Consider the following 27,000-nt stretch of genomic DNA (forward strand, 5'->3'; position numbering starts at 1 on the left):
TCGGGGCACGGCGCCGTCGTCCGGGCCGCGGAGCTCGGGGCGGCGCACCACGCAACCGCGAAGGAGCGCAGCCATGGGCAAGAACCCGCAGGACGAGAACACCGAGTCGGTCAGCCAGGTGGACACCGACGAGCAGCGCCAGAAGGCCGCCGAGCAGGCGAACACCCAGGAGCAGCAGGAGTTCTTCGAGGAGCAGGCCGGCACGGAGGAGCAGTCCCAGGGCTACGGGCACTGAGCACCGCACCGGGCAGCCGCTGACAGGCGAACCGCCCCGCACCAATAAGGTGCGGGGCGGTTCTTCTGCGCCGAGTGACTGCGGGGTCGGTGGCTACTTCTTCTTGTTCTCGAGGGTCTGCTCGTACTGGGCGAGAGCCAGGCCCACGCTCATGAAAGTGGGCGCCCAGTGGCCCACGAAAATGCCCCAGCGGTCCGACTGGGCCTTGGAGTCGTCGCTCTTGAGACGCGAGATTCCCCACGACACGAAGGACAGGGCGATCGAGCCCATGCCTGCGGTGTAGGCGTACTCGGAGCGGATACCGGCGTCGTGCAGGGTCTTCATGATCATGGTGTGATCTCCGTTCTGCTCTGCTGAGCAAGTGGTGGTGAAGCAGGGCTGGGTACCTCCACCGTAGATGCCGGAGGGCCAAATAATAAGGGGGGTGATGGATCGGGTTCTGCCCGGTCATGGCACCGTTCCTTTCCCTCAGCGAGCCGGGCCACGCGCCGTCGCGCGGACATGACAGGCTGGTGCCATGAATGATTCCGCTGCAACAGTGCTCCTGGCCGGCTGCGGGGACGTGGGGACCGCCCTGGGATTGCGCCTCGCCGAACGCGGAGTGCGCGCGGTGGGCGTGCGGCGCCGCGCGGACGCGCTGCCCGAGCCCATCGAGCCGGTCTCTCTGGACCTCACCGACCCGGGGGAGGCCGTCCTTCCCGCGGCCGACGCCGTGGTGGTCACCCTCACTGCCGACGGCCGCGACGCGACCGCCTACGAACGCACCTACCTGGGTGCGCTGCGCGGGTTGCACCTGGCCCTGCCGTCCGACGCCGCGCCGCGCGTGGTGCTCGTGTCCTCCACGGGCGTCCTGGGCGGCACCGACGGTGAGGCCGTCACCGAGGCCACCCCGCCCGACCCTCAGCGCGCCACCGCCCACGTGTTGCTCGCCGCGGAGGAGCTCGCCGCCAATCTCTTCCCGGACCTGGTCATCGTGCGCCCCGCGGGGATCTATGGGCCCGGCCGCACGTCCCTGATCGAGCGGGTCCGCACGGCCACGCCTGTCACCCACCGGCGCGTGACCAACAGGATCCACCGGGACGATCTCGTCACGGTCCTCTCCACCGTGCTCGATGCTCCCGAGCCGCCGCGGTTGCTGCACGCCGTGGATCATGACGCCGCTCAGCTGGGTGACGTCGTCACGCACCTCGCGGCGCGGCTGGGTGTCGCGGTGCCCCCGGACAACTCGCCCGCGGGGGAGGGGCCGCTCGGCAAGATCATCGACGGGGCGCTCGTGCACTCCCTGGTTCCTCGATCCCGGTGGCGCTACCCCACGTTCCGGGAGGGGTACGACGCGCTGCTGGGAGCGTCGTCGCCGGAGGAGCGCGACGCCGACGCCGGGCGAGCCTCCGGCGATGCCGCCGAGTGTGACGCCGGGACCGGGCGGGGCGCGGCGTCGAACGCCACGACCGAATCGCGAGGCGCGTGAATGGCCGCGGAGACCCACTGGTTGCTTCCCATCAACCCGGCCGCTCACGGGCAGCACATGCCCGCCGACTGGCGCACCCGCCAGGACGCCACGGCGGTGTGGGAGGCGATCGGGCGCTCGCAGCCCGCGGATCGGTGGTGCCTGCGCACGGGCTACCGAACCATGACGGCGGGGGACACCATCTGGGCCTACCTGTCCCAGCGGCAGGAGCTGTGCGCCACGGGCGCCGTGCGGGAAGTCGTGCGGGAGGGCGATGAGTGGTTCGTGCTCGTGGACTGGGACGTGGAGCGGACCGCGCAGCTGTGCCGGACCCCGATCCCGCGGGAGGTTTTCAAGCAGGTGCCCATGTCCGTGAGTCGGGCGGGGGAGGGTGCCGTCGGGGCGCTGCGGGCGGTATCGCGCCGGACAACGTGACGCAATGTCGCTAATACCTCACGAGTAGGTACTTCGGGTCGTTTCCGGGAAGTGTGACACTTTGTGACGACAACCTGGACGTTGCCCCCGGTGAGGAGTTGAGTATACGGAGTCTTTTTCGATCCCTCATCTCATCGTCCCTTCCTCCGAACGCGCCCTCTTTCCGGTGCGCGGGAAACTGGTACTCACCTATGATCCTTACCGGACTTGTCATCGGCGCGCTGCTGGGCATCGTCATGCAGCGCGGCCGCTTCTGCGTCACCGGCATGCTGCGGGACGTCTTCCTGCAGAAGTCGTGGCGGACCTTCGCCGCGCTGCTCGTGGTGATCTCCGTGCACGCTATTGGTCTCACCGCCCTGACCTCCGCCGGCGTCATCTCCCCCAACTACCCCTCCTTCGCGCCCCTCGCGGTGATCGTGGGCGGATTCATGTTCGGCATCGGCATCATCCTGGCCGGCGGGTGCGCCTCCGGCACGTGGTACCGCTCCGGCGAGGGCCTCGTGGGCTCGTGGATCGCGCTGGCCATGTACGCGCTGTCCGCGTCCGCCATGAAGACCGGCGTGCTCAAGGGCTTCAACTCCGGCATGAAGCAGTGGGACACCGGGCTCACCACCATCCCCAGTGCCCTGGGCGTCTCCCCGTGGCTGTTCGTGATCGCCCTGACAGCGGTCACCGGTGTGATGGTGCGCCACTTCCTCAACCGCGAGAAGAACACCGTGAAGCCCGCACGGCTGAACGGCCGTCCCGCATGGAAGAAGCCCCTGCACGTCTACACTGCCGGCGCGCTCGTGGGTCTGCTCGGCGTCATCGCGTGGCCGCTGTCCGCCGCGACCGGCCGCAACGACGGTCTGGGCATCACCACCCCCACCGCCAACCTGCTGAACTTCCTGGTCACCGGAGCGGACGGGAAGCTGGACTGGGGTGTGATGCTCGTGCTCGGCATCCTGGTGGGCTCGTTCATCGCCGCCAAGTCCACGGGTGAATTCCGCGTGCGCGTGCCGGACGCCACCACCACGGTGCGCTCCATCGCGGGCGGCCTGCTCATGGGTGTGGGCGCGGCCCTGGCCGGTGGCTGCACAGTGGGCAACGGCATGGTCCAGACCAGCCTGTTTACGTTCCAGGGTTGGATCGCGCTGCTGTTCATCGCCCTGGGCGTGGCCGCGGCCACCAGGATCTGGCTCAAGCCCACCGTTACGCAGCCCGCCACCGGCGAAGACGGCACCTACTCCACTGCTCAGAGCCTGGACCACACGGTGGGCGCCACCGCACCGGACGACAACTCGATCGACGCCGCTCCCACCGCGGGGGCTCCCCGCACCTCGGGTGCGAACGTGTTCTCGGGCTTCGCTGCGGCACCCGCCGCGCTCATGGTCAAGGACCCGGCAGGTGCACCATCGAAGAAGCTCACAGGCCTGGGGGACGGCTACTATGCCCTGGACTCGCTCGGTGCCGTGTGCCCGTTCCCGTTGATCGAGGCCAAGGATGTCATGCAGACCCTTCAGACCGGTGAGCACCTGGTGATCGACTTCGACTGCACCCAGGCCACCGAGGCCATTCCGCAGTGGGCGGCCACGGACGGCCACGAGGTCACCGACTTCGTGGAGAAGGGCGACGCCAGCTGGCAGATCACCCTCAAGAAGGGCTGACCCACTCAGAGCCCCCGCTCACGACACCGCCGCGCCACCTCTGCGTTCCATGGACCCCGCCCGCCGGGGGCCGAGGCAGGGAGGGCGCGGCGGCGTCGTCGTACCACCGGAACAGTGCGGAGCGTGGGCCCACCGGGGGGCGAGCACTCCGGAGGTGCCGTGGTGTGCGCGCCGTGACTCAGGCGCGAGAGTCCTTCCGGGCGCGGTGGCGCATGTCCCGCAGGGCCACGGCCAGGGCGACGAGCACCACGAGCACCACAACGCCCAGTCCCGCCGCGATGCCCACGGACCAGCCCTGGCCGGCGATCACTCCGTACGCCACCGCGGTGATCATGGCGATGCCCACGGCGGTGCCCACGCGCTGGCCGGTTTGCATCACGCCACCGGCGCTGCCCGCGTACTCGAGTGGCACCTCCGCGAGCGTGAGTGTCTGGTTGGGGCTCACCACGGCGCCCTGGCCGAAACCCACGAAGCCCAGGGTGAGCACGAGCCACCACTCGCTGATGTGCCAAGAGTCGTGCAGCAGGATCACCGCCATGCTCAGCAGCAGGCCCACAACCACGCTGAGCATGCCGAGCACCACGATCTTGCGGCCCATCCGGTTCACGCGGCTGCCGGCCAGGTTGGAGGCCACCGCGCTCGCGAAGGCATTGAGCAGGCCCACGCAACCGGCGGCCAGCGCGGTGTGGCCGAGCCCCTTCTGCATGTAGAGGGTGACAAGCACCCACACGCTCGTGATGCCCAGGAAATACAGCGAGATCAGCAGGGTGCCGTTGAGGAAACTGCTGACCCTGAAGATGTCCAGGTCCACCATGGGCTGGTGCCCAGAGGCCTTGAAGTGCTTCTCCCACGCGATCCACAGGGCCAGGAACATGGCGGCGACCGCGAGCAGGGCCCACACCCACGGGCTCGTGCCGGGGGAGCCGGCCTCGATGAACGGGAGCAGGGTGGCGAGCAGCGCGATGCCCAGGAGCACCGCACCCGTGGGGTCCATCTCCCGCAGGGCGTGGCGGATGGTGGTGCCCTCGGGCCTGCGCAGCAGCGGGCGGGGGAACCAGAGGAACGCGAGCACGAGCGCGACGACGCCCACGGGGACGTTCACCATGAACAGCCACCGCCAGCCCTCGGCCGCGCCGCCCGTCTGGATCAGCAGACCTCCCAGGACGGGGCCGATGGCCACGGAGACACCCACTGCGCTGCCCAGCATTCCGAACGCCTTCCCGCGCTCTGCGCCCTTGAAGTACTGCTGGATCATGGCCACGCCCTGCGGGTTGAGCAGCCCAGAGCCCACACCCTGCACGAAGCGGGCCACGATCAGCATGGTGGGATCCGGTGCCAGGCCCGCGGCGATCGAGGACAGCGTGAAGATGGCCACCCCGAGCATCCACAGGAACCCACGCCCGAACACGTCCCCGGCGCGGCCGCCCGCCACCAGGACCACACCGAAGGTCAGCGCGTAGCCGGAGAGGATCCACTGCAGCTGGGACTCGGAGGCGCCCAGTCCCTCCTGGATGGAGGGCAGCCCCACGTTGATGATGCTCACGGCCACCAGGGACATGAAGATGGCCACGAGCAGCACGGCCAGGATCCGCCACCGCCGCGGATCCGTGCCGTGGGCGTAGCCCCGGTGGGTCTGCGGATCCGGGCGCGGGCTGAGGATGGGCAGCTCGCCGGTTCCCGTGGCCGGGGAGCGTTCGTGCCAGGTCTCGCCGGGGTCCGGATCACGGTGGGGGTCAGAGGTCATGAACGCATTATGGGCCCGGTCTCAGACGCGCTGGGCGATGTTTCCCTGCGGCGGATCGTGCCGGACGCATGCACCCCGGTGCTGTCCCAGTGCCGTCCCGGGGGCGGTTTTGGTGCGCGGGACAGGGGGGCGTCATCCTGGAGGCATGACAGTTGAACTGGTGATCCTGGGCCTGGTGGTCGTGACCGCACTGGCTTTCGACTTCACCAACGGATTCCACGACACCGGCAACGCCATGGCAACATCCATCGCCACCGGTGCGCTCTCACCCAGGACGGCGGTTGCACTGTCCGCGGTGCTGAACCTGGTGGGGGCGTTCCTCTCCGTGGAGGTGGCCACCACGGTGACCAAGGACGTCCTGCTCATCCAGACCTCGGACGGCGGACTGGTTCACGGCCTGGACCCCACTCTCGCGCTGGTGCTGATCTTCTCCGGACTCATCGGCGGCATCCTCTGGAACCTGGCCACCTGGCTGTTCGGTCTGCCCTCCAGCTCGTCGCACGCGCTGTTCGGCGGGCTGATCGGCGCCGGCCTGGCCTCGCTCGGCGTCGCCGGGGTCAACTGGTCCGGTGTGGTCCAGAAAATCCTCGTCCCCGCCGCCCTCGCCCCGTTCATCGCTGGGTGCGTGGCCGCGGTGGGAACGGCGCTCGTCTACCTCATCAGCCGCGCCGCCTCGAACCGCCACAAGGACCGCGGCTTCCGCTGGGGACAGGTGGGAACAGCGTCGATGGTGTCTCTCGCGCACGGCACGGGTGACGCGCAGAAGACCATGGGCGTGATTGCCCTCGCGCTGATCGCCCACGGGAATCTGAGCGTCCAGGGAATCGAGGACAACGGGCTGCCGCCGTGGATCATCGTCACGTGCGCCGTGGCCATCGCGCTCGGCACCTACCTGGGCGGCTGGCGCGTGATCCGCACCCTGGGCAAGGGACTCGTGGAGATCGAACCGCCGCAGGGCATGGCCGCGGAGGCTTCCTCGGCCGCGATCATCCTCACCTCCAGCCACTTCGGCATGGCGCTGTCGACGACGCACGTGGCCACCGGATCCATCCTCGGTTCGGGCGTCGGCAAGCCCGGGGCACGGGTGCGCTGGGGCGTGGCCGGGCGCATGGTGGTGGGCTGGTTACTCACCCTCCCCGCCGCGGCCGTGGTGGGTGCGGTGTGCTTCATCATCGCCCGGGCCGTGGGCGGGTTGCCGGGAGCCGTGGTGATCTTCCTGCTCCTGGCGGCGGCGTCCGCGGTGATCTTCCTTCGCTCCCGGCACCAGAAGGTGGACCGGCACAACGTCAATGCCGAGTGGGACGAGAACACCCACTCCGTGGCCCCCGGTGACCCGGACCGGGCCGACACCCAGGAGGTGGCTCGCTCATGATCGCCCAGATGGCGAAATCTGCCCTCGCCGTGCTGCTGGCCGGGCTCTGCTTCGGCGCCGGACTGCCCGCGCTGTTCACGGTGGGCATCGCCCTGTGGAGCCGCGCCACCCTGCCGCCGGGCCCGGACGGCACGGCGCGCAGGAACGCCGTGGCGCTCGCGGGCGCCGTGCTGTGCTTTGCCATCGTGCTCGCCGCCGTGGTGATCGGGGTCCTGTGGATCACCCGGAAGAGCTTGGACCACTACCTAGGGATCTCGGTGTTCGGATGATGACCTTCGACGCGGCGCTGGAGCACCTCCGAGCCGCCTATCCCCAGGGTGTCCCCGAGGACGCGCGCCCCGTTCTGGCGGAGCTGCTCGTGCGCACGGTGGGCTCCCGCCGCGCGGAGCGCCTCCTGGAGGCCCTCGAGCTCCCCAGCCATGACACGCTCGTGGCCGCCTCCGCGTCCGCGGAGCAGCTCGCCGACGTCGCCGCCACCCTCGCGCGCGCCGGCTGGCCCCTCGCCGGGCCGGGTCCGGATGCCCCCGTCCGGCAGCCAGGCTACGTGGCCCGCGCCATGAACTGGCTGCGCGCGGACTACCCCCACGGCGTGCCCGCGCAGGACTACCTCCCGGTCCTGGCGGTGCTGCGCCCGCAGCTCAACGACGAGGACATGGCCGCGATCGCCGAGCAGCTCGCAACGGACGCCCGCACTGAGGGCACCTCCCTCTCCGAGGCGGACGCCCGCGCTGCGATCCACCGGGCCACGGAGGACGAGCCCAAGCCGGAGGAGATGGAGCGCATCCGCGCGATGCTCGCCGCGCACGGCTGGCCGCTGGAGGAGCCGCAGGATCCGGCCGCGGATCCGGGGCAGACCGAGGAGACCCGCTCGTAACCACCTACCAGGGCGCGCCCGCTGCGAAGGCCGGGTGTGTGGGCATCGTCTCGCGCGACGTCGCGCGCATGGGCTACGGCCTGGGGAGCCTGGCGCGGGCGGCGTCGTCCGGGGCGGACCGGGACGCCGTGTTCTACGCGAGCAAGGTGGGTGCCCGGCCGCTCCCCGAAGGACCCGCGCCCATGACGGCCGCCCAGAAGCCCTCCGAGCTGCGCGACGCCGTCCACGAGAACCTGCGCTCGCTCGGCACCGACCACCTGGACGTGGTCTACCTGCGGCGCATGGACATGCAGCCCGGGCTCGTCATCGAGGACCCCCGCGCACGCGAGATCGCAGAGCAGCTGGGGGTGACCCCCAACCAGGTGGGACTCGCGTGGGTCCTGGCGCGCTCGCCGTAGTCACTCGTCATCTCGGGTACGGCCAGCCCGGACCACCTCCGCGAGAACGTGGAGGCGGCGGGAGTGCACCTTCCTGACGAGGTGCTGCGGGAGCTCGACGCCGCGGCATGAGGCGCGCGGGAGTCTCCCGGCGGCGCCGTGCATCTGAGGCGGGAAACGACTGTCCGGTGGCATGGAAGCCGGGCACTTCCCGCCCCAGATGTCGTCGGGGCGGATCAGGAGCGGCGAACCGCGCGGATCAGCCCGGGTTCATCGCCCGTGGCGCGCCCATGCCCGGATCCACCTGCGTGGGGCCGCTGGCGGAGGGGCGGATGTCCACGTCGAAGATCTCCGTGGGCAGATACACCGTGGCGCACGAGTTGGGGATGTCCACCACACCGGAGAAGCGGCCTTCGATGGGTGCGGCGCCCAGCAGCAGGTACGCCTGCTCCTTGGACCAGCCGAACTTGGCGAGGTAGTCGATCGCGTGCAGGATCGCGCGCTGGTAGGACAGGTGGGAGTCCAGGTAGCGCTGCTCGCCGTCGAGCGTCACGGACGTTCCGGAGAACGCGAGCCACTCCGAGTACACCGGACCGTTGCGCCCGGGCATGAAGATGGCGTTCTCGCTCACGCCGTAGGTGTCCATGCCGCCCTTGATCACGTCCACGTGGATGTCGATGAACCCGCCCATCTCGATGCCGCCGCAGAACGTGATCTCACCGTCCCCCTGGGAGAAGTGCAGGTCACCCATGGAGAGGTTCGCCCCGGACACGTACACCGGGTAGAACACTCGTGAGCCCTTGGTGAAGTTCTTGATGTCCTGGTTGCCGCCGTTCTCGCGCGGGGGAGCCGTGCGGGCGCCCTCGCCGGCCACGCGGTCGAAGTCGGTGCCGGTCAGCGAACCCAGGATCGCGGCGTCGGGTTCGGGTGGCAGAGCCAGCGGGGGCACGCGCTGCGGATCGGTGGCGATCAGATCGCCCTCGCGCTTGTTCCACGTTTTCAGCAGCTCGGAGGACGGCGCGGTGCCCATGAGACCGGGGTGGACCATGCCCGTGAACTTCACGCCGGGGATGTGCCGGGAAGTGCACTCGCCGCCGCGGAAGTCCCACACGGCCTTGTAGGCGTCCGGGAACTGGTCCACCAGGAAGCTGCCACCGTTCTTCTGCGCGAAGATCCCGGTGTAGCCCCAGCCCTGCCCGGCCAGCGGCCCCTCCTCCTGCGGAATGGGCCCCACGTCCAGGATGTCCACGATCAGCAGGTCACCGGGCTCCGCGCCCTCGATCCGGAACGGCCCGGACAGTGCGTGCACCCGGTTCAGGGGTGCGTCCCGGATGTCGTCCGCGGAGTCGTCGTTCTTAATGGCGCCGTCGAACCACTCGCGGCAGTCGATGCGGTAGCTCTCGCCACGTTTGAGCGTGGCCACGGGCGGGATGTCCGGGTGCCAGCGGTTGTGGCCGGTCAGCTTCTGCTCGGTGAAGGGCTTGGTCGAGTCCAGCGGGAAAATCACTTCTGGCATGGTCCGTGACCTTTCTGGAGAGCCCCGCGGGCGGTTCCCGCGCGGCAGTGCGGGGAAGCTACGGCCGCGGCAGCTTCGCGTGCCGGGGGTCCCGGGTCACGGCCGGGGCCGCGCCGGGGGCACCGAGCTGGCGGGGCAAAGATCGGACGACGTCTGGCACGTCAGCCGTGCGGGCGGCGTCGTCAATCACGCGTGCCCGGGCAGAGTTCGCGCGGGACAGGCCCACAGCGGAGAACACGCGCCGTGCGTCCGCGCCGCACGCGGGACAGTCCTGGGAGCGCGGCACTTGCGCCATGGCGTGGTGGGCGTCGAACGGCCCGCAGGCCTCGCACCGGAACTCGTAGACGGGCATGGACGCTCCCTTCACGCGTGTAAGCCACAATACAACCCGGTCTGAAGAGGGGACAGGGCCGGGGGCTGCCCTGCGGGAGGCCGGACGCGCAGGGAGAGGTCCTGCCCCCGACAACCCAATATCCAGCGGCAGAGCCTCCCCGCAAACGCGGCGTTCCGCACCGCGCGTCCCCGCCGCGCGCGGGGAGACGCGCGGGCGACGTCGTGCCCCGCCCCCGCGCGTGCCGGTCAGTTCAGCGGACCCACCGCGGACTCGACCGTGCGCACCAGGCGCCCCGAGGCCACGTACTCCTCGGCGGCCTCGATCTCCGGCGCCATGAAACGGTCCTCACCGGGTGCGCCCACGCGGCCGTCCACATCCGCAATGACCGCCGACGCCGCCGCGCCCGGTTCCAGGGGAGCGCGCAGGGCGATAGCGCGGGTGGAGGTGAGCAGCTCGATGGCGAGCACGCGGCGCAGGTTCAGCACGGCCTGACGCAGCTTGCGGGCGGCGTGCCAGCCCATGGACACGTGATCCTCCTGCATGGCCGAGCTCGGGATCGAGTCCACCGAGGCCGGCACCGCGAGGCGCTTCATGTCCGAGACCAGCCCGGCCTGGGTGTACTGGGCGATCATCAGCCCGGAGTCCCTGCCCGGGTCCTGCGCGAGGAACGGGGGCAGGCCGTGGGAGCGGGCCGGGTCCAGCATGCGGTCCGTGCGGCGCTCGGACATGGAGGCCAGGTCCGAGATGGGGATGGCCATGAAGTCCAGCACGTAGGCCACGGGGGCGCCGTGGAAGTTGCCGTTGGAGCTCACGGTGCCGTCGTCCAGCACCACGGGGTTGTCCACGGCCGCGGCGAGCTCCTGCTGCGCGATGTTCAGGGCGTACGCCACGATGCCGGAGTCTTCCAGCGCCTTGAGCATGTTCGCAGCGGCATACTTCTGGCCCGGGTGGGGGCGCAACGGCTCGTGCAGCTCGGGGACGAACACGCCGTCGGGCCTGGTGGCGCGCCCTTCGCCCATGAGCACGAGCGCGCAGTGGGAGAGGGGCGTGAGGTCATCCGGGAGATCTGTCGGCGCGTGGCCCGCAGCGAGAAGCTCGCGCTGGTGGACGTGGTCGAACTGCTACCGGCACTCGATGCGGACGGGCGCACCGCGCGCACCGCCGCTGGACGACCACACCGCGCTGATCACCCTGCCCCGTAGCTGATCCCTGCGCTCCAAGAGCCCCGGCCCATCTGCGAGCCGGGGTTCTTCCACGCCCGTACGGCGACGCCGCACCGCCGGGTCCGCGCGCAACCTCGCCTTCCCGGGTACGGACTACCGGGCGGTCGCCGGGAAGGCGGGGGCAGCGGCATCGTGCGCGGGAGGAAGTGCACTGTCCACGCCCGCGGCCACGAGGGCGACGATCTCCCGCATTCGCTCGAGCACCAGGCGCAGCTCGGCGCGGCCCTGGCGGGCGCGGTTGAGCTCTGCGAGCCCACTGGTCACGATCATCCGTGCGCCCACATCCAGAGGCGTAGTGCCGGCGTGCGCGGCGGAGCGGCAGCCCGCGAGCATCCGCGCGATGTGGATCTCGAGCTTCTCCACCAGCACCAACACCTCGCGGCGGTGGGGGAGGTCCTCGCCGAAGAGAATCTCCCGCGCGATCCACACGGTGGTCTCTGGCCAGTGCACGGCCATGTCGAAGACCGGGGCGAGTGAGTCCATGATGGCGTCCACCACCGCAGCGGGGGAGCGGTGGCCGGGGTCGGGGGTGGCGTCCAGGGTGTCGTTGATGTGGTCCGCCCAGATGTTCTCGGTGACCATCATCAGCAGCTCCGCCTTGGTGGCGGCGTACTGGAACACGGTGCCCGCGGCCACGTCCGCGCGGGAGGCGACCTCGCTCATGGACATCTGCGCGTAGCCCTTCTCGCTCATGAGCGAGCGGGCGGCGGCCAGGATGCGGGCGCGTTTCTGCGCCTTGGCGATCTCGCGGCGCCCGGGGCCGCGCGGGCTCACGCGGGCGGCCACGTGTTCCAGGGGGTGTGCTCTGCGCCGGGGCGTCGGGTTCTGAATTTTCTCCACCGGATAATTGTATTGCACTCAAAATTGAGTATGCTCAATTATGAACGCAGGGAGCGCCAAGGTGACGCCCCCGCGGAAGGAGGAACGACATGCAGTTCACAGCAGGCAACTACGAGGCCTTCATGCGGCCCCGCCCGGCGGAGCACGCACAGGACACCCGCGCGTGGATCGTGGGATCCGGTCTCGCCGGACTCGCGGCGGCAGTGTTCTTGGTCCGGGACGCCGGCGTGCCCGGCGAGAACGTGACTGTGGTGGAGAAGGGCCGGCTGCCCGGCGGTGCCCTGGATGGGTTGGACGTGCCCGAGAAGGGGTTCGTGATCCGCGGCGGGCGTGAGCTCGAGAACCACATGGAGTGCCTGTGGGACATGATGCGCTCCGTGCCGTCCCTGGAGATCGAGGGCGCGTCCGTGCTGGACGAGTTCGCGTGGCTCAACCGGGACGACCCCAACTACTCCCTGCGCCGCGCCACCGTGAAGCAGGGCCAGGACGCGGGCCACGAGGGCAAGTTCGACCTCCCGCAGCGCGCCCAGAAGGACCTCCTGCACATCTTCCTGGCCACGCGTGAGGAGATGGAGGGCAAGCAGATCCAGGAAGTCATGAGCAAGGAGTTCCTGGCTTCCCCGTTCTGGATGTACTGGCGCACCATGTTCGCGTTCGAGGAGTGGCACTCCGCGCTGGAGTTCAAGCTCTACCTTCACCGCTTCGTGCACCACATCGGCGGGCTGCCGGACTTCTCCGCGCTGAAGTTCACCAAGTACAACCAGTACGAGTCCTTCGTGCTGCCCCTGATCTCCTACCTCACCGAGCGCGGTGTCACCTTCCAGTACGACACCGATGTCCGCGACATCGACTTCGCCCACCGCAACGGCGAGATCCGTGCCACCGCGATCCACTGGGTGCGCGAGGGCTCCACCGAGACCCAGGAACTGGGTGAGCACGACCTCGTGTTCACCACCATCGGATCCCTCGTGGACAACTCGAACGACGGCGACCACGCCACGGCCGCCACGCTAGACCGCGGCCCCGCCTCGGCCTGGGACCTGTGGAAGCGGATCGCCGCCAAGGACCCGTCGTTCGGGCGCCCCGAGGTGTTCTGCTCATCGATCGACGAGACCAAGTGGGAGTCCGCCACCGTCACCACCTTGGACGAGCGGATCCCCGAGTACATCCGCAAGATCGCGCAGCGGGACCCGTTCAGCGGCCGGGTGGTCACGGGCGGGATCGTCACGGCGGAGGACTCCTCATGGCTGCTCAGCTGGACCGTGAACCGCCAGCCGCACTTCAAGAAGCAGCCGAAGGACCAGGTCGTGGTGTGGGTCTACTCGCTGTTCGTGGACACTCCCGGTGACTTTGTGAAGAAGACCATGGCTGAGTGCACGGGCGAGGAGATCACCCAGGAGTGGCTCTACCACATGGGCGTTCCCGTGGAGGAGATCCCGGAGCTCGCGGCCACCGGCGCCAAGACGGTTCCCGTGATGATGCCGTACGTGACCAGCTTCTTCATGCCCCGCCACGCGGGGGACCGCCCCCGGGTGGTGCCCGAGGGTGCCCGCAACTTCGCGTTCATCGGCCAGTTCGCCGAGACCGGCCGCGACTGCATCTTCACCACCGAGTACTCGGTGCGCACCGGCATGGAGGCCGTGTACCAGCTCATGGGCGTGGAGCGCGGAGTTCCCGAGACGTGGGGCAGCACCTACGACGTGCGCGTGCTGCTCGAGGGCCTCACCCGGCTGCGGGACGGCGAGAAGGTCCGGGTCCCCGGGCCGGAACCGCTGCGCAAGCGGCTGCGTCGTCGGCTGGAGAACGGCGAGGTGGGAGAGCTTCTCGAGGAGTACGGCGTGCTGTGATCCTCAGCGCGGGCTGAGCGACCCTGCACGGGTGCACCCGGAAGCCGTCACAGTACGTGGCACAGCTTCTGGGCCAGCATGTGCAGGGTCTTCCTGTCCCTGGGGGACATGTCCAGCTCGTCCAGCAGCTCGCGCTGCATCCCCGCGGCCGGTTCCTGCAGAGCACGCCCGGCGTCCGTGAGAGAGATGACCACCGAGCGTTCGTCCTGCTCGCTGCGGCGGCGGGTCACGAAGCCCGCCGCCTCCATGCGGCGCAGCAGCGGGGAGAGGGTGCCGCTGTCCAGGGCGAGGGTCTCGCCCAGCTGGCGGACCGAGCGGTGGTCCTGCTCCCATAGCACAAGCATCACCAGGTACTGCGGGTAGGTCAGCCCGATGGCCTTGAGAGGTTCACGGTACGCGCTGGTCACCTTGCGCGAGGCAGCGTACAGCGCGAAGCACAGCTGCGTGTCCAGGCGGAACTCGGGATCCATGCCCACCATGGTACGGGAGGCGCCCACCACGGCGGGGTTGTGGAACAACGAGGGCACGTCGCGTATAGCTATGGCCCGGCTCACAGGGTGTCCGCATCCTTCCGCTCTGCCCTTCCCCCAACAGCACGGAGACCCCGGTGCCGGAGCATGACCACGACCGTACGTCCACACCGGCCGGAGGATCCTCGGTGACCACAGCCACCGCCGCGCTGGCTGCTCCGGTCTGCTGGTGACACCGATGATGGCGGTCATGCTCACCGGTCAGCGGATCATGCTGATCATCACCCAGTGGCTGGTCATCCCGGTGCTCGTCTTCGCGTTCAACCACTCCCCGGCCATCTCCCAGTTCTCGGTGGCCATGAAGCACGAGTACGGCTCCCGTGCGAGCGGGCCTCCGCGGCGGCGTTCATCTTCCTCACGGGTTGGATCGCGGCCGTGGCCACCCCGAGCATCCTGTCGCTGATCGAGTCCCTCGCCGGGCCCGTGATCGCCGTGATCCTGTACCTCATGCCGATGTACGCCATCCGCAGGCTCCCCCGGCTGGAGCCCTACCGCGGGAAGATCTCCAACGTGTTCGTCACGGTGGCCGGCATCGTGGCCGTGAGCGGGATCGTCTACGGGCTGCTGCCCTGAGTCCCCGCCCCGGCAGGCTCCCACGCCCGGGCGGCGACGCCTGACCCGTGGACGACGCCGCTCCACACGGCCCCGCGCCCCGGCGCACGGGTGCCGGGGAACCGGCGGTGCGGCGGCGTCGTCCACGGCGGGACCTGCGGGATCACTCGTTCGACGGAATTACTGGCCCGGGACGCCGCCGGGACCGCCCGCGCCGCCCGGTGCTGCGGCGGCCGTGGGCTCGGTGCTCGTGTCGATGGGAACGTCGATCGTCACCGTGTACCCCTTGGCCACGCTGCCCGAGACCTTCGGCATCTGCATGTCCGCCCCGTCCGAGAAGACGTTGTCCGTCTCCAGGGTGACCTGGGACATGTTCGTGGCGGAGTCCGGGTAGCGGGAGTCCTTGTAGACCGTGTTGGCCATCTCCTCCGACAGCGCGATCTGCGAGGTCAGCACCGCGTTGGTGGCGTCCGTGATCGAGCCGATGTCCGGGAAGACCTCGAAGTGGATGTGCGGCCAGCGGCCCGCGTAGCAGCCCGGGACGATCGACGTGAAGGTGACCTTGCCGTCGTCGCCCACCACCTGGACGCCGCGCAGGTACGTCTCGTCCTCCACGCTCTCCGAGTACATGGAGTAGTTGCCGTCCGGGTCGCAGTGCCACACGTACACGGCCGCGCCCGTCATGGGACCGTTGTCCTTGACCATGTCCACGATGTTCATCGTCAGGGTCATGGCTACGCCGTCCACCGCGGCGCCGCCGTCGATGCTCGCGGTGATGTTACTGCGCTCCACCCCGGAGACGTCCAGCGCGTCCGCACCGTTGGAGCCGTCACCGGGGTAGGGCCCAGCGGTCTCCTGCGGCATCTCCTCGTCGTAGGTCTTGAAGGGCGATGGCGTGGCGCTCGCGGTCTCGGACGCCGATGCCGTGGCGGAGGCGGAACTGGACGAGCTCGACGTCGTGGTGCCCGTGCACGCCGCCAGTGCGAAGACGCTCGCGCCGGCCCCGAAGATGCCGAGCGCGCGGCGGCGGTCGATCAGCGTTCCGAGGTCGAAAGCGAGGCCCTGGTCCTCTACGTCCTCGTGGGGACGGTCCAGGACCCGTCCCTCGAACGTGCCGGCTGCGGTTGCGGGGAGGGCCCCGGAGGCGTCGTGACCCCCATCGCGGGGGTGGCCGGTGTCAGGGCCGCCGGTGTCGCGGTGCCCGGGGTGGTGGCGGCCCGCGTGGTCGCGGTCGGTGCTCTGCGACTGCATGGCGCAGGTCTCGGAGGTGGCCGGGTAGGTGCGGATGCCGCGGCGTCGACGGATCGGGTTCATTACATGCTCCTTCGGAAGGCGCTCAGTGGCGCGTCGAAACCCCGACGCTACGGAGCCGGGCTGGATCCACGGTCCGACCGGCCTGTGCTGCGCGTGGGGTGTGCTTGTGCCGGGGCTGTGGATTGACGGGGAGCAGGCTCCGGGCCCCGCGCAGTGCCGGACGGCCGGGGAGGCCGTGCGTGACGTCGTCCGCAAAACCGGTGCGGACCGCGTGCCGTGGGACCGGCGCTACGGCGGGCTGTTGCCGTAGGCCCGACGCTCAGGGCGATCGTGGTGCGCAGCAGCCCCAGGGCCGGCGCGGCCAGTGCCACGACCAGCCACACGGCGCCGCGGGGTGGGAGGGAGTCGGACGTGTTGCGCACGGCGCCGATGCCACACAGGCCGGTGCCCGGTCCCTTCTCACCGGTGGGTGTGCCAGGCTGACAGGTGTCCCTTGACCGGCCTGGAATCCGGCACGTCCCACGCACGTCCCATCGAGGAGTTCGCATGACCACCGTGGTGCTGTTCCGCGACGACCTGCGGGTCACCGACCACCCCGCCCTGCACGAGGCGGTGTCCCACGGTGAGCCTGTGGTGTGCCTCTACGTGCTGGACGAGGAATCCCCGGGCATCCGGCCCCTCGGGGGTGCAGCGAAGTGGTGGCTGCATCACTCCCTCACGTCGCTGGCGGCGGATCTCGCCGCCCTGGGGACGCCCCTGACACTGCGGCGAGGGGCGGCGGGGGAGGTCGTGCGCGACGTCGTCCGCGAAACCGGTGCGGACCGTGTGCTGTGGAACCGGCGCTACGGCGGGCCCGAGCGCGCGGTGGACGCCGGGCTCAAGGACTGGGCCGGGGAGAACGGGGTGGAGGCGCACTCCTACGCCGGGAACCTGATGTTCGAACCGTGGGCCATCACCACGCAGGCCGGTGACCCCTACCGGGTGTTCACCCCGTTCTGGCGCGCGTGCACGAGCGGGCCGCCGCCGCGTGAACCGTATCCGGCGCCGTCGTCCGTGGTGCCCGCCGAGCTCACCCCTGCCTCCGACGCCCTCGAGGACTGGGGGCTCCTACCTACCGCGCCGGACTGGTCGGCAGGGCTGGCCCGCACGTGGACCGTGGGCGAGCGCGCGGCCCACGATCGCCTCGACGACTTCCTCGACGAGCGCCTGCCCACCTATACGCAGGACCGGGACGTCCCGGCAAAACCGGCGACGTCGGGCCTGTCTCCGCACCTGCGCTGGGGGGAGATCAGCCCGCACACCGTGTGGTACAGGGCGCTGTCCGGCGCGGAGAACCCGGGGAAGTTCCTCACCGAACTGGGATGGCGGGAGTACGCCTGGTACAACCTCTACATTCACCCGGACATGGCCACCCGCCCCATCAACCCCAAATTCGAGCGCTTCCCATGGCCTCCGCTGGACGACGACGCGCTCGCCGCGTGGCAGCGCGGGCGCACGGGGATCCCCCTGGTGGACGCGGGCATGCACGAACTATGGGAGACCGGGACCATGCAGAACCGGGTGCGCATGGTGACCGCGTCTCTATTGGCCAAGAACCTGCTGATCGACTGGCGGCTGGGGGAGCAGTGGTTCTGGGACACCCTCGTGGACGCGGACCCCGCCTCGAACCCTCACAACTGGCAGTGGGTGGCCGGTTCCGGGACCGACGCCGCGCCCTACTTCCGGATCTTCAACCCCGAGACCCAGCAGAAGAAGTTCGACCCGGACTTCGTGTACGTGGACCGCTGGAACGGGCGGCAGGAGGGCGTGGAATCCATCGTGGACCTCAAGGCTTCCCGCGCCCACGCCCTGGAGCTGTTCAAGACCCTGTGAACCTCGCACGCTCTACGCCTACGCTGGCCCCATGAAGATCGCCGTGCTGGGTGCCAGCGGGAGTTTTGGGTCCGACGTCGCCGACTTCCTCGAGGCCGACGGCCACATCGTGGTGCGGGCGAGCCGCCGCACGGGGGTGGACGTCGTGGCCGGTCGGGGGTTGTTGCAAGCCTTGGCGAGTGTGGACGTGGTCGTGGACGCTTTGCACATCAATACGTTCGGTGCCCGCAAGTCCGTCCCGTTCTTCACGCGGGCCGCGTCCCAGACCGTTAAGGCGGCGCGCGAGCAGGGCGTGGGCCGAGTCGTGTGCCTGTCCATCGCGGGTGCCGTGGATCCGCGGGTCAACGGCGGTTTCGGCTACTACAAGGGCAAGGCCGCGCAGGAAAGCGTGTACCAGCAGGCGGGGATCCCCTCCACCACGGTGCGCTCGACCCAGTGGTTCGATTTCATTCCCGCAACCACCGGCCTGGTCGCCCGCGGCCCGGTGGCCCTGATGCCCACCCTTCTCATGGCGCCCGCGCGGCGCGAGGAGGTCGCACGGTTCGTCACCGAGGTCGCCACCACCCATCGCGAGGCACGTCACGAGATCCTCGCGGCGCGCGGCCCGGAGGTGGACACCATGGCGAACTTCGCGCGCCGCATCCTCGCGGCCGGCGGTGACCTCGCGGGCCGCACGCCCAGTGTGCTGAAGGAAGCGCCGCTGCTCGGCCGGGCGATCGCCCACGGTGGCCTGATCCCACAGGACGCGTTCGTCACCTCGCAGCGCTTCGACGAGTGGTTGCGGACGGAGCACTGAGAGGCGGCACCGCAGCGGCCCGTCGTGTGACGGATCGATGTCGCGAGGACCGCTATCTCGCCGTCGTCAGAGCATGGTGCGGGGGTCTCTAGTGTGCTGGAGGTCAGTCGCCTTCGATCCCGAAGAAGCGGCGCAGCGCCTGCGTGCCCTCGTAGGTCACCGGCTCCCCGGGCCGCACGTAGGTGTCGGGCGTGAAGATGATGTCTGCGCCTCCGAAAACGGCCCCTGCGGAGACGTGGTAATCGTGGCCATCCGTACTGGTGAAGTCGAGATCAGACGGGAAGCCCTACAGGACCTCATCCATGTTCTTGCGTATCAGCTGCGCCCGCTGGGCGGTTCTATGTCCCGGAGCTGTAGGGCATTTCTTGCGCGTGTTCGCGATGACCTCCGCGAAGACGTCCTCCGTGCTGTGGACCTGGAACATTGCGGGGTTTTAAGGCGCAACAAGAAGAGCCAATCCATCAGGGTCTAGCTGAAGAGGACGTTGGCATCGACGAAAACTCTTTGCGTCATGGTCCAAATCTCGTGACATCACGTGGGGCACCCCGGTTGAAAACAGGGGTGCCCCACGTGTCGCTCACGAACGCATGATCTCAGTCCTCGAAAAGCTCGACATCGTCTTCCGCGTCGAGTGCCCGCAGTTTCTCGAAGGCTTCGCGACGTTCCGTTTCCCGCTGTTCCCGCAATCGGAGGACATCGGAACGACGGAACCGCGTATGTGATCCGACCTTGAAGGATTCAATCAGCTCCTCGCGGGTCCAACGGAGAAGGGTGGGGCGTGAGACCCCCAGGATGTCCGCGGCCACCGTACTTGTCAGCTCGTCGGTCATTTGAGCAATGCTGACCGAACCGTGCTCGGCAATGGCCGTGAGTGCATGGAGGAGTGTCCTCTGGACCTCGTCCGGGAGTTCCACCTCCCCGCCGTTTGCATCGCGCAGAACCAAGGTTGAACCCTGACGCGCGGGGGCCTGCGCCGCGCGCACGGTCTGGGCCGAGATCGTGATCCGCTCAGTCATGGTGGTCATTGGCGTCTCCCTTCGCGCCGTGTTCGTAAGTATTTAGTTATACCGTGACACTCATTCACATATACGTGGCATGGCCTGTGGGTTCTGCGCTCCAGATCCAGCAGCTTGAGCGCCTCCTCGCGCATCTCCATCTTGCGGACCTTGCCCGTGACGGTCATGGGCAACTCCTCCACCACGTGCACATGGCGCGGGATCTTGTGGTGGGAGATCTTCCCCTGCGAGAACTGAAGCGCCTTGGGTTACGTTCCGAGGTTAGGGCACCACGGGTGCGGTCGCCTCGATCTCGGTGCAAGCAGCTTCGACCTGGGCCGGGGTCCGGTAGGCCAGGGACTCGTGAAGTCGAGCGGTGTTCCACCAGTGGACCCACTCCAGTATTGCGATCTCCACCGCCGTTGCCGAGTCCCACACGCCCCTGGATTAGATGATCTCCGTCTTGTACAGACTATTGATTGACTCCGCCAGAGCATTGTCATAGGAATCCCCGACTGTGCCGACCGAAGCGGTCACACCCGCGGCGACCAAGGCATCCGTGTAGGCCAAAGATACGTATTGAACCCCTCGGTCCGAATGATGCGTCAGCCCAGAAGACGTCCGACGGGCTCCGCTCGTCAAGAGCGCGTGTTCTAGAGCCAGCAGTGGCAGCCGGTCAGTGTGCAGTGTTGAAGCCACGGCCCAGCCGATGATCTTACGGGTACAGACATCAGTAATGAATGCGACGTAGCAGAATCCCGACATGAGGCGCACGTAGGTGATGTCTGAGACCCACAGCTGGTGCGGGGCGGCAGTGAAGTCACGTTTCACCAGGTCCGGGCGGTGATCCTCACCCTTGGCGGAGTGTTCATGTCCATGAATCGGATCATCTCGTCGTGGGGCGGTCGAGCTCCGCTGCGAAAAAAGCCGAGGCCTTCTTCAGGAATCTCGGAACCAAACCCAGGGCGCTTCAGCGGTCCGTGTGAACCAGGACCGGTCCCGGTGACTACACCCCCCGGATCATGGTCGACTGGGGGGGCAACAATCATGCCGGGACCGGCTGGCTACCTACGCCCTCATCCTCCCGAACTCAGGCGCCACGAAAAAGGTAACGGGGGATTCCGGGTGGCCCTCACCGGCCCGTCCCGCATGAAAAGTGAACGTCTAGATTGTGGACAATCTAAATACCGCGACCTACCATCGATTGCGGTCGTACCACCCGGCGTTCAGGGCCGGGGCTCACCGGCCACGGAAAGGACGAGGAATCATCATGAAGGCTATGTACACCGCGGAAGCGCTTGCCCAGGGCGCGGGCCGCAACGGCAGCGTCGCCACCAAGGACGGGTCGCTGCAGTTCGACCTGGCCGTGCCGAAGGAGATGGGGGGATCCGGGAACGGCGCCAATCCCGAGCAGCTTTTCGCCGCCGGGTACGCGGCCTGCTTCCACTCCGCCTTGCAGATGGTCGCCCGCCAGCAGAAGGTCTCGCTCGGTGATTCCGCCGTGGGGGCCCGCGTGCAGATCGGCGACAACGGCGCAGGCGGGTTCACCCTGGCCGTGCAGTTGGAAGTGATCATCCCCGAACTCGAGCACGACGCGGCCCAGGAACTCGCGGACGCCGCGCACCAGGTCTGCCCCTATTCCAACGCCACGCGCGGCAACATCGAGGTCACCGTGACCGTCGTGGAGGATTGACGAGCGCGTCGCACCGCGCCCGATGAGAGCGCACGGCACGTCCCCGGCGTTCTGCGGCCCACTGAGGCCCTGACGGGGCCGTGCCGTGACGCACGGGCGGGGGCCACGAGCCCCACGGCGCCGAGGGGGATGTCACGTCCCCTCGGCGCGACGTCGCCCTCAGACGCTCTCGGGGACGCGCACCTCGGTGCGCAGGGTCGCGGAGCGGCGGTCGGCGAGTTCGCGGCGCACGACCCAGACGACCGCGACGATCCACAGCAGGGCGAGCGCGCCGAGGATCGCGTAGTACGCGGCGTCGCCGGGGAGGCGCGCCTGCACGGCGTCCAGGCGCAACAGGGTACGCGTGTTCGTGAAGATGATGAGTCCGCCGGCGCCGACGGCGAGGATGCGCGGGGCGAGCCAACGCACGAGCCACGCGGCGATCGGCGCGGCCACCACACCGCCGATCAGTAGAGCCAGGACCATGCCGAAGTCGATGCCCTGGCTGCCGAGTGCCATCAGGAACCCGATGGAGGCACCCAGACTGACCACGAACTCGGACGTGTCGATGGATCCGATGACCTTGCGCGGGGCGATCTTGCCGGAGGCCAGCAGGGTGGGGGTGCCCACGGGGCCCCACCCACCGCCGCCGATCGCGTCCATGAAGCCCGCGACCGTGGCCAGGGGGATCAGGAAGAATCCGCGCACCTTGCCCGTGAAGTTCGGGCGCCGCCCGCCGAGCCGCAAGAACCGCCACACCACGTAGCAGCCCAGCAGCAACAGGATCACGGACATCACCGGTGCGGCGGCCTCCCCGGAGAGGGTCAGCAGATGGGCGCCCGCGAACGCGGCGATCCCGCCGGGAACCGCCATGAAGCCTACGACGCGCCAATCGATGTTGCCGAAGCGCCAGTGCGAGAGCCCGGAGGCCAGGGTGGTGCCCACCTCCGCGAGGTGCACTGTCGCGGACACCGAGGCGGGGGTCAGGCCCACGGCCAACAGCAGGGTGGATGAGGTCACGCCGTAGGCCATACCGAGCGAACCGTCCACGAGTTGCGCCCCGAAACCCACCAGGGCGAGCAAGATCAATGTACGCACGGTGCGACTCCTGTGCAGTGGAAGGGGTGAGGTCACTTAGCCTAGGAACCGGGCGGGCGCTCACCCAAGGAATGTTGCGCCGTGCGTCACAACGTGTAGTGCGATGACATCCGCTTGACATCGGCCGGGGGACGTCTTCCCTTGTCAATCGTCAGTACGCTGACGAGGATGGGAGGGTCAGCGATTCCGCCGACCGAGACGTCCAACGAAAGGACAGCACGTGGCAGAGAAAAATCCCGCCAACGCGGGCGAGGAATCCATCAAGATGAGCCCCCAGGAAGAGAGTGCGGCCCTAGGTCAGGAGACCCAGACGGACGCCGAACCCGCCGACGAGGGCGTGGGCGCCATGACGGACAACAAGGGCGACGAGCCCGCCACCGAGAACTGACCTGAACCACTACGCGATCGGCCCGTGGCACATGCCACGGGCCGATCGCGTATTCAGGTCTCCGATGTCCGGCTCAGTCCTCCTCGCCGGGATCCTCGCGGGGGTTGCCGATGTTGTACCGCGGCGGGCGGGTGCGGAAGTTCGCGAGCTTATGCGAACCGTCGCAGAACGGCGCGATCGACGACATGTTGCACCGGCACAGGGCGACTACGCGCCGCGGCGGCTTCTGCGGCTCGGCCCCCGGTTCCGGGGCGATCAGCACGTCACCGCGCACCAAGAGCGGCCCGTCCGGGCACGGGGTGATCACCACGGGATCCTCGGCGTCGTGCGCCACCGAGAGGACGGGGCTCCCGTCGTCCGTGGTGCGTGGATCCTGCTCGCTCACAGGGCCACCCGCTCGGCGACCGGGGCCTCGGAACCCACGGTCTGCAGTCCCGGCATGCTCCCGCGCAGGGAGGTCCGCCCGTCCGACCAGCACTCGAGCATGTGATCACCCATGAGCCCGTCCACGTACAGGCACGCGGCCGCGCCGAACAGGACGTCCTCGAGCAGCTCGGGCTCGTCCTGGGCGAGCGCCCCGGCGAGGTCACGCGCGGCGATCTGTTCGTGAACGGCGTCGGCCTCCACGTGCTCGTCGTAGTACCAGGTGACGTCCGCGTCGTAACCGAGCTTGCGGAACGCTCGGCCGTAGTACTTGTTGGGGATCGAGGACGTCATCTCGAACGCCGCGAGGTGACCCGCGATGGCCCCGCGCAACCGGCGGTGCAGTCCGAACAGGCTCATGAGGTTCATGGACGCGAGCGTGGGGGCGGGCACGAGGTCCAGGTAGTGGTCCAGGGTGTCGTCCAGGCCGAAACCTCGCATGGTCTGCGCGAAGATCGTGGCGTGCACGCGCTCGGGACGGCCCCCGCCGTACTCGTCCGACTGGATCTCCACGAGCGCCGCCTTCGCGCGGCCCCGCAACCGGGCGATGCCCCACGAGTGGGGGTCCGCCTCGCGCAGCGTGTAGATGGAGCGGTGGACCAGGAACTCGCTCAGGATCTCCTCGCTCGGGTGCCGGGCGAGCCACGTGGCCAGGGTGGGCTTGGCGTCCCCGCCGGTCATCGCGAACATCGTGTCCACGAGTTGCGCGGAGTCGCCGGGCAGGGGATCGGGGAGGGGCACGCGACGGCGCAGCTCGGCCTCGAAACCGGCCTCGAGCACTGTGCGCACGCGCAGCAGCTCGGGATCCCACTCGCGGTCCGCGGTCACGAATTCCGCGGGCCCGTAGTGCAACAGGTAGAGCAGGAACAGGGACAGCTGCAGGTCCTCGTCCGCGAGGACGTCCTGCGACGCGTTAACCGCGGTGGCCGTCGCTTCGGACAGCGCCGCGTACCCGCTCGCCGGGGTCTCCTTCGGGCCGGTCAGGATCTCCAGGAGGGCCGTGCTCACGGGTCCGCGAGCGGTCGGGGCCACGGTTCGGGTAGGGACGGTCGTCATGATGGTGTTCTCCGCTCGGAAAGGTGGGTGCTCGGCGCGGGTGGGGTGTCTCTGAAGACGGGGATTGCCCGCGGACCGCGGTGAAGCGGTCCGCGGGCAATCGGCGGAAATAGTACGACTACTTCCTATTCATTAGGCCAACATACCCGTGGTCGGGAAACGTTCCCAGACCCGGTGGCTGCCGAGCAGTTCCACCACGGTGCTCAGCACGTCCTTGGCGGAGTCCGCGCTCACGACGCCGGGCGTCTGGGCGATCTGCAGGGCGTCCAGCACGTCCGTGCCGGGGCCGAACGCGGCGATCGCCTTGGCGTGGCGCCACATCTCGTTGAGCAGCAGGCTCACGCGGGGGTCGATGTCACCCGGGCTGGGTGCACCGGCCTTCGCGTCCAGGCCGCCGGCCACGGGGTTCACAGGAGCGCCGGCGGTGGCGACCACCACGGCGTCGAACTCGATGGACCGTGCCGTGAGCAGGGTGCGGTGCGCCACGATGCCCGGGGCCACCTCACCGCCCTGGGGTGCGATGACGAGCGGGACCATGTCCGCGCCGTCGATCTCGGAGACGAGCGTGGCGAGCTGGTCGGCGTCCGTGTCCGGACCCACGAGAATGCCCACCTGGCGGCCTTCGACGGGCCACGTCTCGCCCACCTGGGTGAGGGCCGGGGAGGCCTGGACGTCCTGGGCGGGAGCCTCGGTGGGCTCCTGCTCGGGCAGCCCCAGCGCCTGGGCCACGGTCTTGCCCAGCGCGGGGTCGATCGCGAACAGGTGGCGCAGCTGACGGGTGCGGATGTTCTCGTCCCAGCACTTGCCGAGCTCGAACGCGTAGGCCTGGGCGGTGTGCTCGCGCTCCACCTCGCTCAGCGAGAGCCAGAACAGGCGTGGCTGGCTGAAGTGGTCCTCAAAGGACTGGGGCCGCACGCGCTCCTTGACGGACGCGGGGACCGGGGCCGGGTAGTCGATGAACGCGTGCTCGTCCTCGGGAGTCTCCGCCGGGTTGCCGCCGTCCAGCGAGTTGGGCCGGTAGGGGGCCACACCCGAGTGCACCGCACTCTGGTGGAAACCGTCACGCAGCATGTCGTTGACCGCCGCGTGCGGGCGGTTGATGGGCAGCTGGTTCCAGTTGGGCCCGCCCAGGCGGGTGATCTGGGTGTCCAGGTAGGAGAACAGACGCCCCTGCAGCAAGGGGTCGTTGGTCACGTCGATGCCCGGGACCAGGTTGTTGGGGTTGAACGCCACCTGCTCCGTCTCCGCGAAGTAGTTGGAGGGGTTGCGGTCCAGGGTCATCAGACCCACGGGCTCCACGGGGACGAGTTCCTCCGGGACGATCTTGGTGGGGTCCAGCAAGTCGATGCCCTGGAACATTTGGTCCTCGGTGTCCTCGAACACCTGGACGCCCAGTTCCCATTGCGGGTACGCGCCGGCCTCGATGGCGTCCGCGAGGTCCCGGCGGTGGAAGTCCGGGTCCGCACCGTTGATCAGCTGGGCCTCTTCCCACGCCACGGAGTGCACGCCCAGGCGCGGCTTCCAGTGGAACTTGACCAGCACGGTGGAGCCGTCCTCGGCCACCAGACGGAACGTGTGGACGCCGAAGCCCTCCATCATGCGGAACGAGCGCGGGATGCCGCGGTCGGACATGTTCCAGATGGTGTGGTGCTGGGCCTCGGTGTGCAGGGACACGAAGTCCCAGAACGTGTCGTGGGCGGACTGGGCCTGGGGGATCTCGCGATCCGGGTGGGGCTTACCGGCGTGGATGACGTCCGGGAACTTGATGGCGTCCTGGATGAAGAACACCGGCATGTTGTTGCCCACGAGGTCCCAGGTGCCCTCGTCCGTGTAGAACTTAACGGCGAAACCGCGGGTGTCACGGGCCAGATCACCCGAACCGCGGGAGCCCAGCACGGTGGAGAACCGCACGAACACCGAGGTTTCCTTGTCCTTGGCAAACAGGCCCGCGCGGCTGAGCTTGGTGGCCGAGCCGTAGCCGCGGAACGTGCCGTGGGCACCCGCGCCGCGGGCGTGCACCACGCGCTCCGGGATGCGCTCGTGGTCGAAGTGGGAGATCTTCTCCCGGAAGTGGTGGTCCTGCAGCAGCACGGGACCGCGGGCCCCGGCCTTGAGGGACTGGTCGGAGTTCGTTAGGCGCACGCCGTGCGCGGTGGTGAGGTACTCACCCTGCTGGGCCATCGCGGACATCGGGGCATCGGTGGGCGCACCCGTGGGCGTGACCCGCTCGGGGGCACCCTGATCGGGCTTGGGCGGAAGCGGCTGACGGGGAGCGGTGGGCTCCTCGATGGTCGGCTCACCGGTCCCGGGAACTCCCGGGACCTGGGGGGCGTTGTTATCGCGTGCGGACATGACGATCCTCCTACGAAGCTAACGCACGCCGCGGTCATGGAGTGCGACGTGGTTCTCCCATACTGTCAGCACCCTTGGGGGTGGGCATACACCTGTAGGGAGGCAGTCGCCGTCCTGCGGGT

29 protein-coding genes and 2 pseudogenes are annotated in these 27,000 nt (G+C 69.0%); 16 read left to right on the forward strand and 15 right to left on the reverse strand.

The features are described 5' to 3' along the window. Positions 1-73: 73 nt before the first annotated feature. Positions 74-235, forward strand: a complete 162-nt coding sequence (locus IE157_RS04485) for a hypothetical protein (RefSeq protein ID WP_164497787.1) — start codon at positions 74-76, stop codon at positions 233-235. A gap of 93 nt (positions 236-328) precedes the next feature. Here IE157_RS04485 and IE157_RS04490 read toward each other — a convergent pair whose 3' ends face one another. Beyond that, on the reverse strand, positions 329-565 hold the full coding sequence (locus IE157_RS04490; RefSeq protein ID WP_055085169.1) for a hypothetical protein: 237 nt from the start codon (positions 563-565) through the stop codon (positions 329-331). Between the two features lie 187 nt (positions 566-752). On the opposite strand from IE157_RS04490, the gene IE157_RS04495 reads away from it, so the two are divergent. The 3 genes from IE157_RS04495 to IE157_RS04505 all read left to right on the forward strand — a co-directional run bounded on the left by IE157_RS04495 (position 753) and on the right by IE157_RS04505 (position 3,763). Then, the gene (locus tag IE157_RS04495) at positions 753-1,703 is read left to right on the forward strand and encodes an NAD(P)H-binding protein (protein ID WP_193519225.1); all 951 of its coding nucleotides are present in this window, start codon (positions 753-755) and stop codon (positions 1,701-1,703) included. Then, complete coding sequence (locus IE157_RS04500; protein ID WP_064845454.1) at positions 1,704-2,117, forward strand: hypothetical protein; 414 nt, start codon at positions 1,704-1,706, stop codon at positions 2,115-2,117. It begins immediately after the preceding gene. A gap of 191 nt (positions 2,118-2,308) precedes the next feature. After that, entirely contained in the window at positions 2,309-3,763 is a 1,455-nt protein-coding gene (locus IE157_RS04505; protein ID WP_098055569.1) for a YeeE/YedE thiosulfate transporter family protein, read from the forward strand. A 178-nt stretch (positions 3,764-3,941) separates the two neighbouring features. Here the strand turns inward: IE157_RS04505 and IE157_RS04510 are convergent, their stop codons facing one another. Then, positions 3,942-5,507, reverse strand: coding sequence for an MFS transporter (locus tag IE157_RS04510; protein ID WP_193519226.1), 1,566 nt, complete (start codon positions 5,505-5,507; stop codon positions 3,942-3,944). 145 nt (positions 5,508-5,652) lie between these two features. On the opposite strand from IE157_RS04510, the gene IE157_RS04515 reads away from it, so the two are divergent. From IE157_RS04515 to IE157_RS04530, 4 genes are read left to right on the forward strand one after another with little or no spacing between them, the layout of a single operon-like run. Then, entirely contained in the window at positions 5,653-6,879 is a 1,227-nt protein-coding gene (locus IE157_RS04515; protein WP_085106897.1) for an inorganic phosphate transporter, read from the forward strand. Then, positions 6,876-7,148 (forward strand): hypothetical protein, encoded by a 273-nt coding sequence (locus IE157_RS04520; RefSeq protein ID WP_064845450.1) that lies wholly within the window; start codon positions 6,876-6,878, stop codon positions 7,146-7,148. The genes IE157_RS04515 and IE157_RS04520 overlap by 4 nt, the downstream gene beginning before the upstream one ends. Beyond that, positions 7,145-7,753 (forward strand): DUF3349 domain-containing protein, encoded by a 609-nt coding sequence (locus tag IE157_RS04525; RefSeq protein WP_193519227.1) that lies wholly within the window; start codon positions 7,145-7,147, stop codon positions 7,751-7,753. Before IE157_RS04520 ends, IE157_RS04525 begins: the two co-directional genes overlap by 4 nt. A 38-nt stretch (positions 7,754-7,791) precedes the next feature. Then, the gene (locus tag IE157_RS04530; RefSeq protein ID WP_193519228.1) at positions 7,792-8,151 is read left to right on the forward strand and encodes an aldo/keto reductase; all 360 of its coding nucleotides are present in this window, start codon (positions 7,792-7,794) and stop codon (positions 8,149-8,151) included. A 238-nt stretch (positions 8,152-8,389) separates the two neighbouring features. On the opposite strand, the gene fmdA is transcribed toward IE157_RS04530, so the two are convergent. The 3 genes and pseudogenes from fmdA to IE157_RS04545 form a co-directional block, all read right to left on the reverse strand. Then, positions 8,390-9,646 (reverse strand): formamidase, encoded by a 1,257-nt coding sequence (gene fmdA / locus IE157_RS04535; protein WP_193519229.1) that lies wholly within the window; start codon positions 9,644-9,646, stop codon positions 8,390-8,392. 58 nt (positions 9,647-9,704) lie between these two features. Then, positions 9,705-9,998 (reverse strand): FmdB family zinc ribbon protein, encoded by a 294-nt coding sequence (locus tag IE157_RS04540; protein ID WP_193519230.1) that lies wholly within the window; start codon positions 9,996-9,998, stop codon positions 9,705-9,707. A 227-nt stretch (positions 9,999-10,225) separates the two neighbouring features. Next, positions 10,226-11,035 (reverse strand): annotated as a pseudogene (locus IE157_RS04545) (aromatic amino acid lyase); the annotation flags it as partial. Between IE157_RS04545 and IE157_RS04550 the strand changes: the two are divergent. Next, complete coding sequence (locus tag IE157_RS04550; RefSeq protein ID WP_404820571.1) at positions 11,015-11,182, forward strand: arginase family protein; 168 nt, start codon at positions 11,015-11,017, stop codon at positions 11,180-11,182. The pseudogene IE157_RS04545 and the gene IE157_RS04550 overlap by 21 nt on opposite strands. Before the next feature lie 114 nt (positions 11,183-11,296). Here IE157_RS04550 and IE157_RS04555 read toward each other — a convergent pair whose 3' ends face one another. Beyond that, complete coding sequence (locus tag IE157_RS04555) at positions 11,297-12,043, reverse strand: TetR/AcrR family transcriptional regulator (protein ID WP_318281310.1); 747 nt, start codon at positions 12,041-12,043, stop codon at positions 11,297-11,299. A gap of 89 nt (positions 12,044-12,132) precedes the next feature. Between IE157_RS04555 and IE157_RS04560 the strand changes: the two genes are divergently transcribed. Further along, on the forward strand, positions 12,133-13,890 hold the full coding sequence (locus IE157_RS04560; protein ID WP_098056007.1) for an oleate hydratase: 1,758 nt from the start codon (positions 12,133-12,135) through the stop codon (positions 13,888-13,890). A gap of 47 nt (positions 13,891-13,937) precedes the next feature. On the opposite strand, the gene IE157_RS04565 is transcribed toward IE157_RS04560, so the two are convergent. Continuing rightward, positions 13,938-14,369, reverse strand: a complete 432-nt coding sequence (locus IE157_RS04565) for a MarR family winged helix-turn-helix transcriptional regulator (RefSeq protein ID WP_193519347.1) — start codon at positions 14,367-14,369, stop codon at positions 13,938-13,940. A gap of 426 nt (positions 14,370-14,795) precedes the next feature. Here IE157_RS04565 and IE157_RS12820 point away from each other — a divergent pair, with 426 nt between their 5' ends. Next, on the forward strand, positions 14,796-14,993 hold the full coding sequence (locus IE157_RS12820) for a hypothetical protein (RefSeq protein WP_305143065.1): 198 nt from the start codon (positions 14,796-14,798) through the stop codon (positions 14,991-14,993). Positions 14,994-15,152: 159 nt separating this feature from the next. On the opposite strand, the gene IE157_RS04575 is transcribed toward IE157_RS12820, so the two are convergent. Then, positions 15,153-16,286, reverse strand: a complete 1,134-nt coding sequence (locus IE157_RS04575) for a dioxygenase family protein (RefSeq protein WP_318281311.1) — start codon at positions 16,284-16,286, stop codon at positions 15,153-15,155. Between the two features lie 486 nt (positions 16,287-16,772). Between IE157_RS04575 and IE157_RS04580 the strand changes: the two genes are divergently transcribed. Continuing rightward, positions 16,773-18,098, forward strand: coding sequence for a cryptochrome/photolyase family protein (locus IE157_RS04580; RefSeq protein WP_144997665.1), 1,326 nt, complete (start codon positions 16,773-16,775; stop codon positions 18,096-18,098). A 31-nt stretch (positions 18,099-18,129) separates the two neighbouring features. After that, on the forward strand, positions 18,130-18,894 hold the full coding sequence (locus IE157_RS04585; RefSeq protein ID WP_193519231.1) for an SDR family oxidoreductase: 765 nt from the start codon (positions 18,130-18,132) through the stop codon (positions 18,892-18,894). A gap of 286 nt (positions 18,895-19,180) precedes the next feature. On the opposite strand, the gene IE157_RS04590 is transcribed toward IE157_RS04585, so the two are convergent. Next, positions 19,181-19,318, reverse strand: a complete 138-nt coding sequence (locus IE157_RS04590; protein WP_156523344.1) for a hypothetical protein — start codon at positions 19,316-19,318, stop codon at positions 19,181-19,183. Between the two features lie 169 nt (positions 19,319-19,487). Then, on the reverse strand, positions 19,488-19,910 hold the full coding sequence (locus IE157_RS04595) for a helix-turn-helix domain-containing protein (RefSeq protein WP_231885450.1): 423 nt from the start codon (positions 19,908-19,910) through the stop codon (positions 19,488-19,490). 114 nt (positions 19,911-20,024) lie between these two features. Between IE157_RS04595 and IE157_RS12825 the strand changes: the two genes are divergently transcribed. Next, positions 20,025-20,147, forward strand: a complete 123-nt coding sequence (locus tag IE157_RS12825) for a hypothetical protein (protein WP_318281312.1) — start codon at positions 20,025-20,027, stop codon at positions 20,145-20,147. Positions 20,148-20,171: 24 nt separating this feature from the next. On the opposite strand, the pseudogene IE157_RS04605 reads toward IE157_RS12825, so the two are convergent. After that, positions 20,172-20,753, reverse strand: a pseudogene (locus IE157_RS04605) (IS3 family transposase); the annotation flags it as partial. A 406-nt stretch (positions 20,754-21,159) separates the two neighbouring features. Between IE157_RS04605 and IE157_RS04610 the strand changes: the two are divergent. Next, positions 21,160-21,582: an organic hydroperoxide resistance protein gene (locus tag IE157_RS04610; protein ID WP_035965673.1), complete on the forward strand. Its 423-nt coding sequence runs from the start codon at positions 21,160-21,162 to the stop codon at positions 21,580-21,582. A gap of 159 nt (positions 21,583-21,741) precedes the next feature. Here the strand turns inward: IE157_RS04610 and IE157_RS04615 are convergent, their stop codons facing one another. Next, a complete protein-coding gene (locus IE157_RS04615; protein WP_064845434.1) occupies positions 21,742-22,659 on the reverse strand; it encodes a sulfite exporter TauE/SafE family protein in 918 nt (305 codons plus the stop codon). Positions 22,660-22,879: 220 nt separating this feature from the next. Between IE157_RS04615 and IE157_RS04620 the strand changes: the two genes are divergently transcribed. Next, positions 22,880-23,047, forward strand: coding sequence for a hypothetical protein (locus IE157_RS04620; protein ID WP_167319024.1), 168 nt, complete (start codon positions 22,880-22,882; stop codon positions 23,045-23,047). Positions 23,048-23,120: 73 nt separating this feature from the next. On the opposite strand, the gene IE157_RS04625 is transcribed toward IE157_RS04620, so the two are convergent. The 3 genes from IE157_RS04625 to IE157_RS04635 form a co-directional block, all read right to left on the reverse strand. After that, positions 23,121-23,432: a CDGSH iron-sulfur domain-containing protein gene (locus IE157_RS04625; RefSeq protein ID WP_307723023.1), complete on the reverse strand. Its 312-nt coding sequence runs from the start codon at positions 23,430-23,432 to the stop codon at positions 23,121-23,123. Continuing rightward, entirely contained in the window at positions 23,429-24,526 is a 1,098-nt protein-coding gene (locus IE157_RS04630; RefSeq protein ID WP_193519232.1) for an iron-containing redox enzyme family protein, read from the reverse strand. Before IE157_RS04630 ends, IE157_RS04625 begins: the two co-directional genes overlap by 4 nt. 132 nt (positions 24,527-24,658) lie before the next feature. Next, complete coding sequence (locus IE157_RS04635) at positions 24,659-26,878, reverse strand: catalase (protein WP_193519233.1); 2,220 nt, start codon at positions 26,876-26,878, stop codon at positions 24,659-24,661. Between the last annotated feature and the right edge of the window lie 122 nt (positions 26,879-27,000).

It is taken from the genome of Kocuria marina, assembly GCA_014652975.1.
In the GTDB taxonomy this organism is placed as follows: Bacteria; Actinomycetota; Actinomycetes; order Actinomycetales; family Micrococcaceae; genus Kocuria; species Kocuria marina.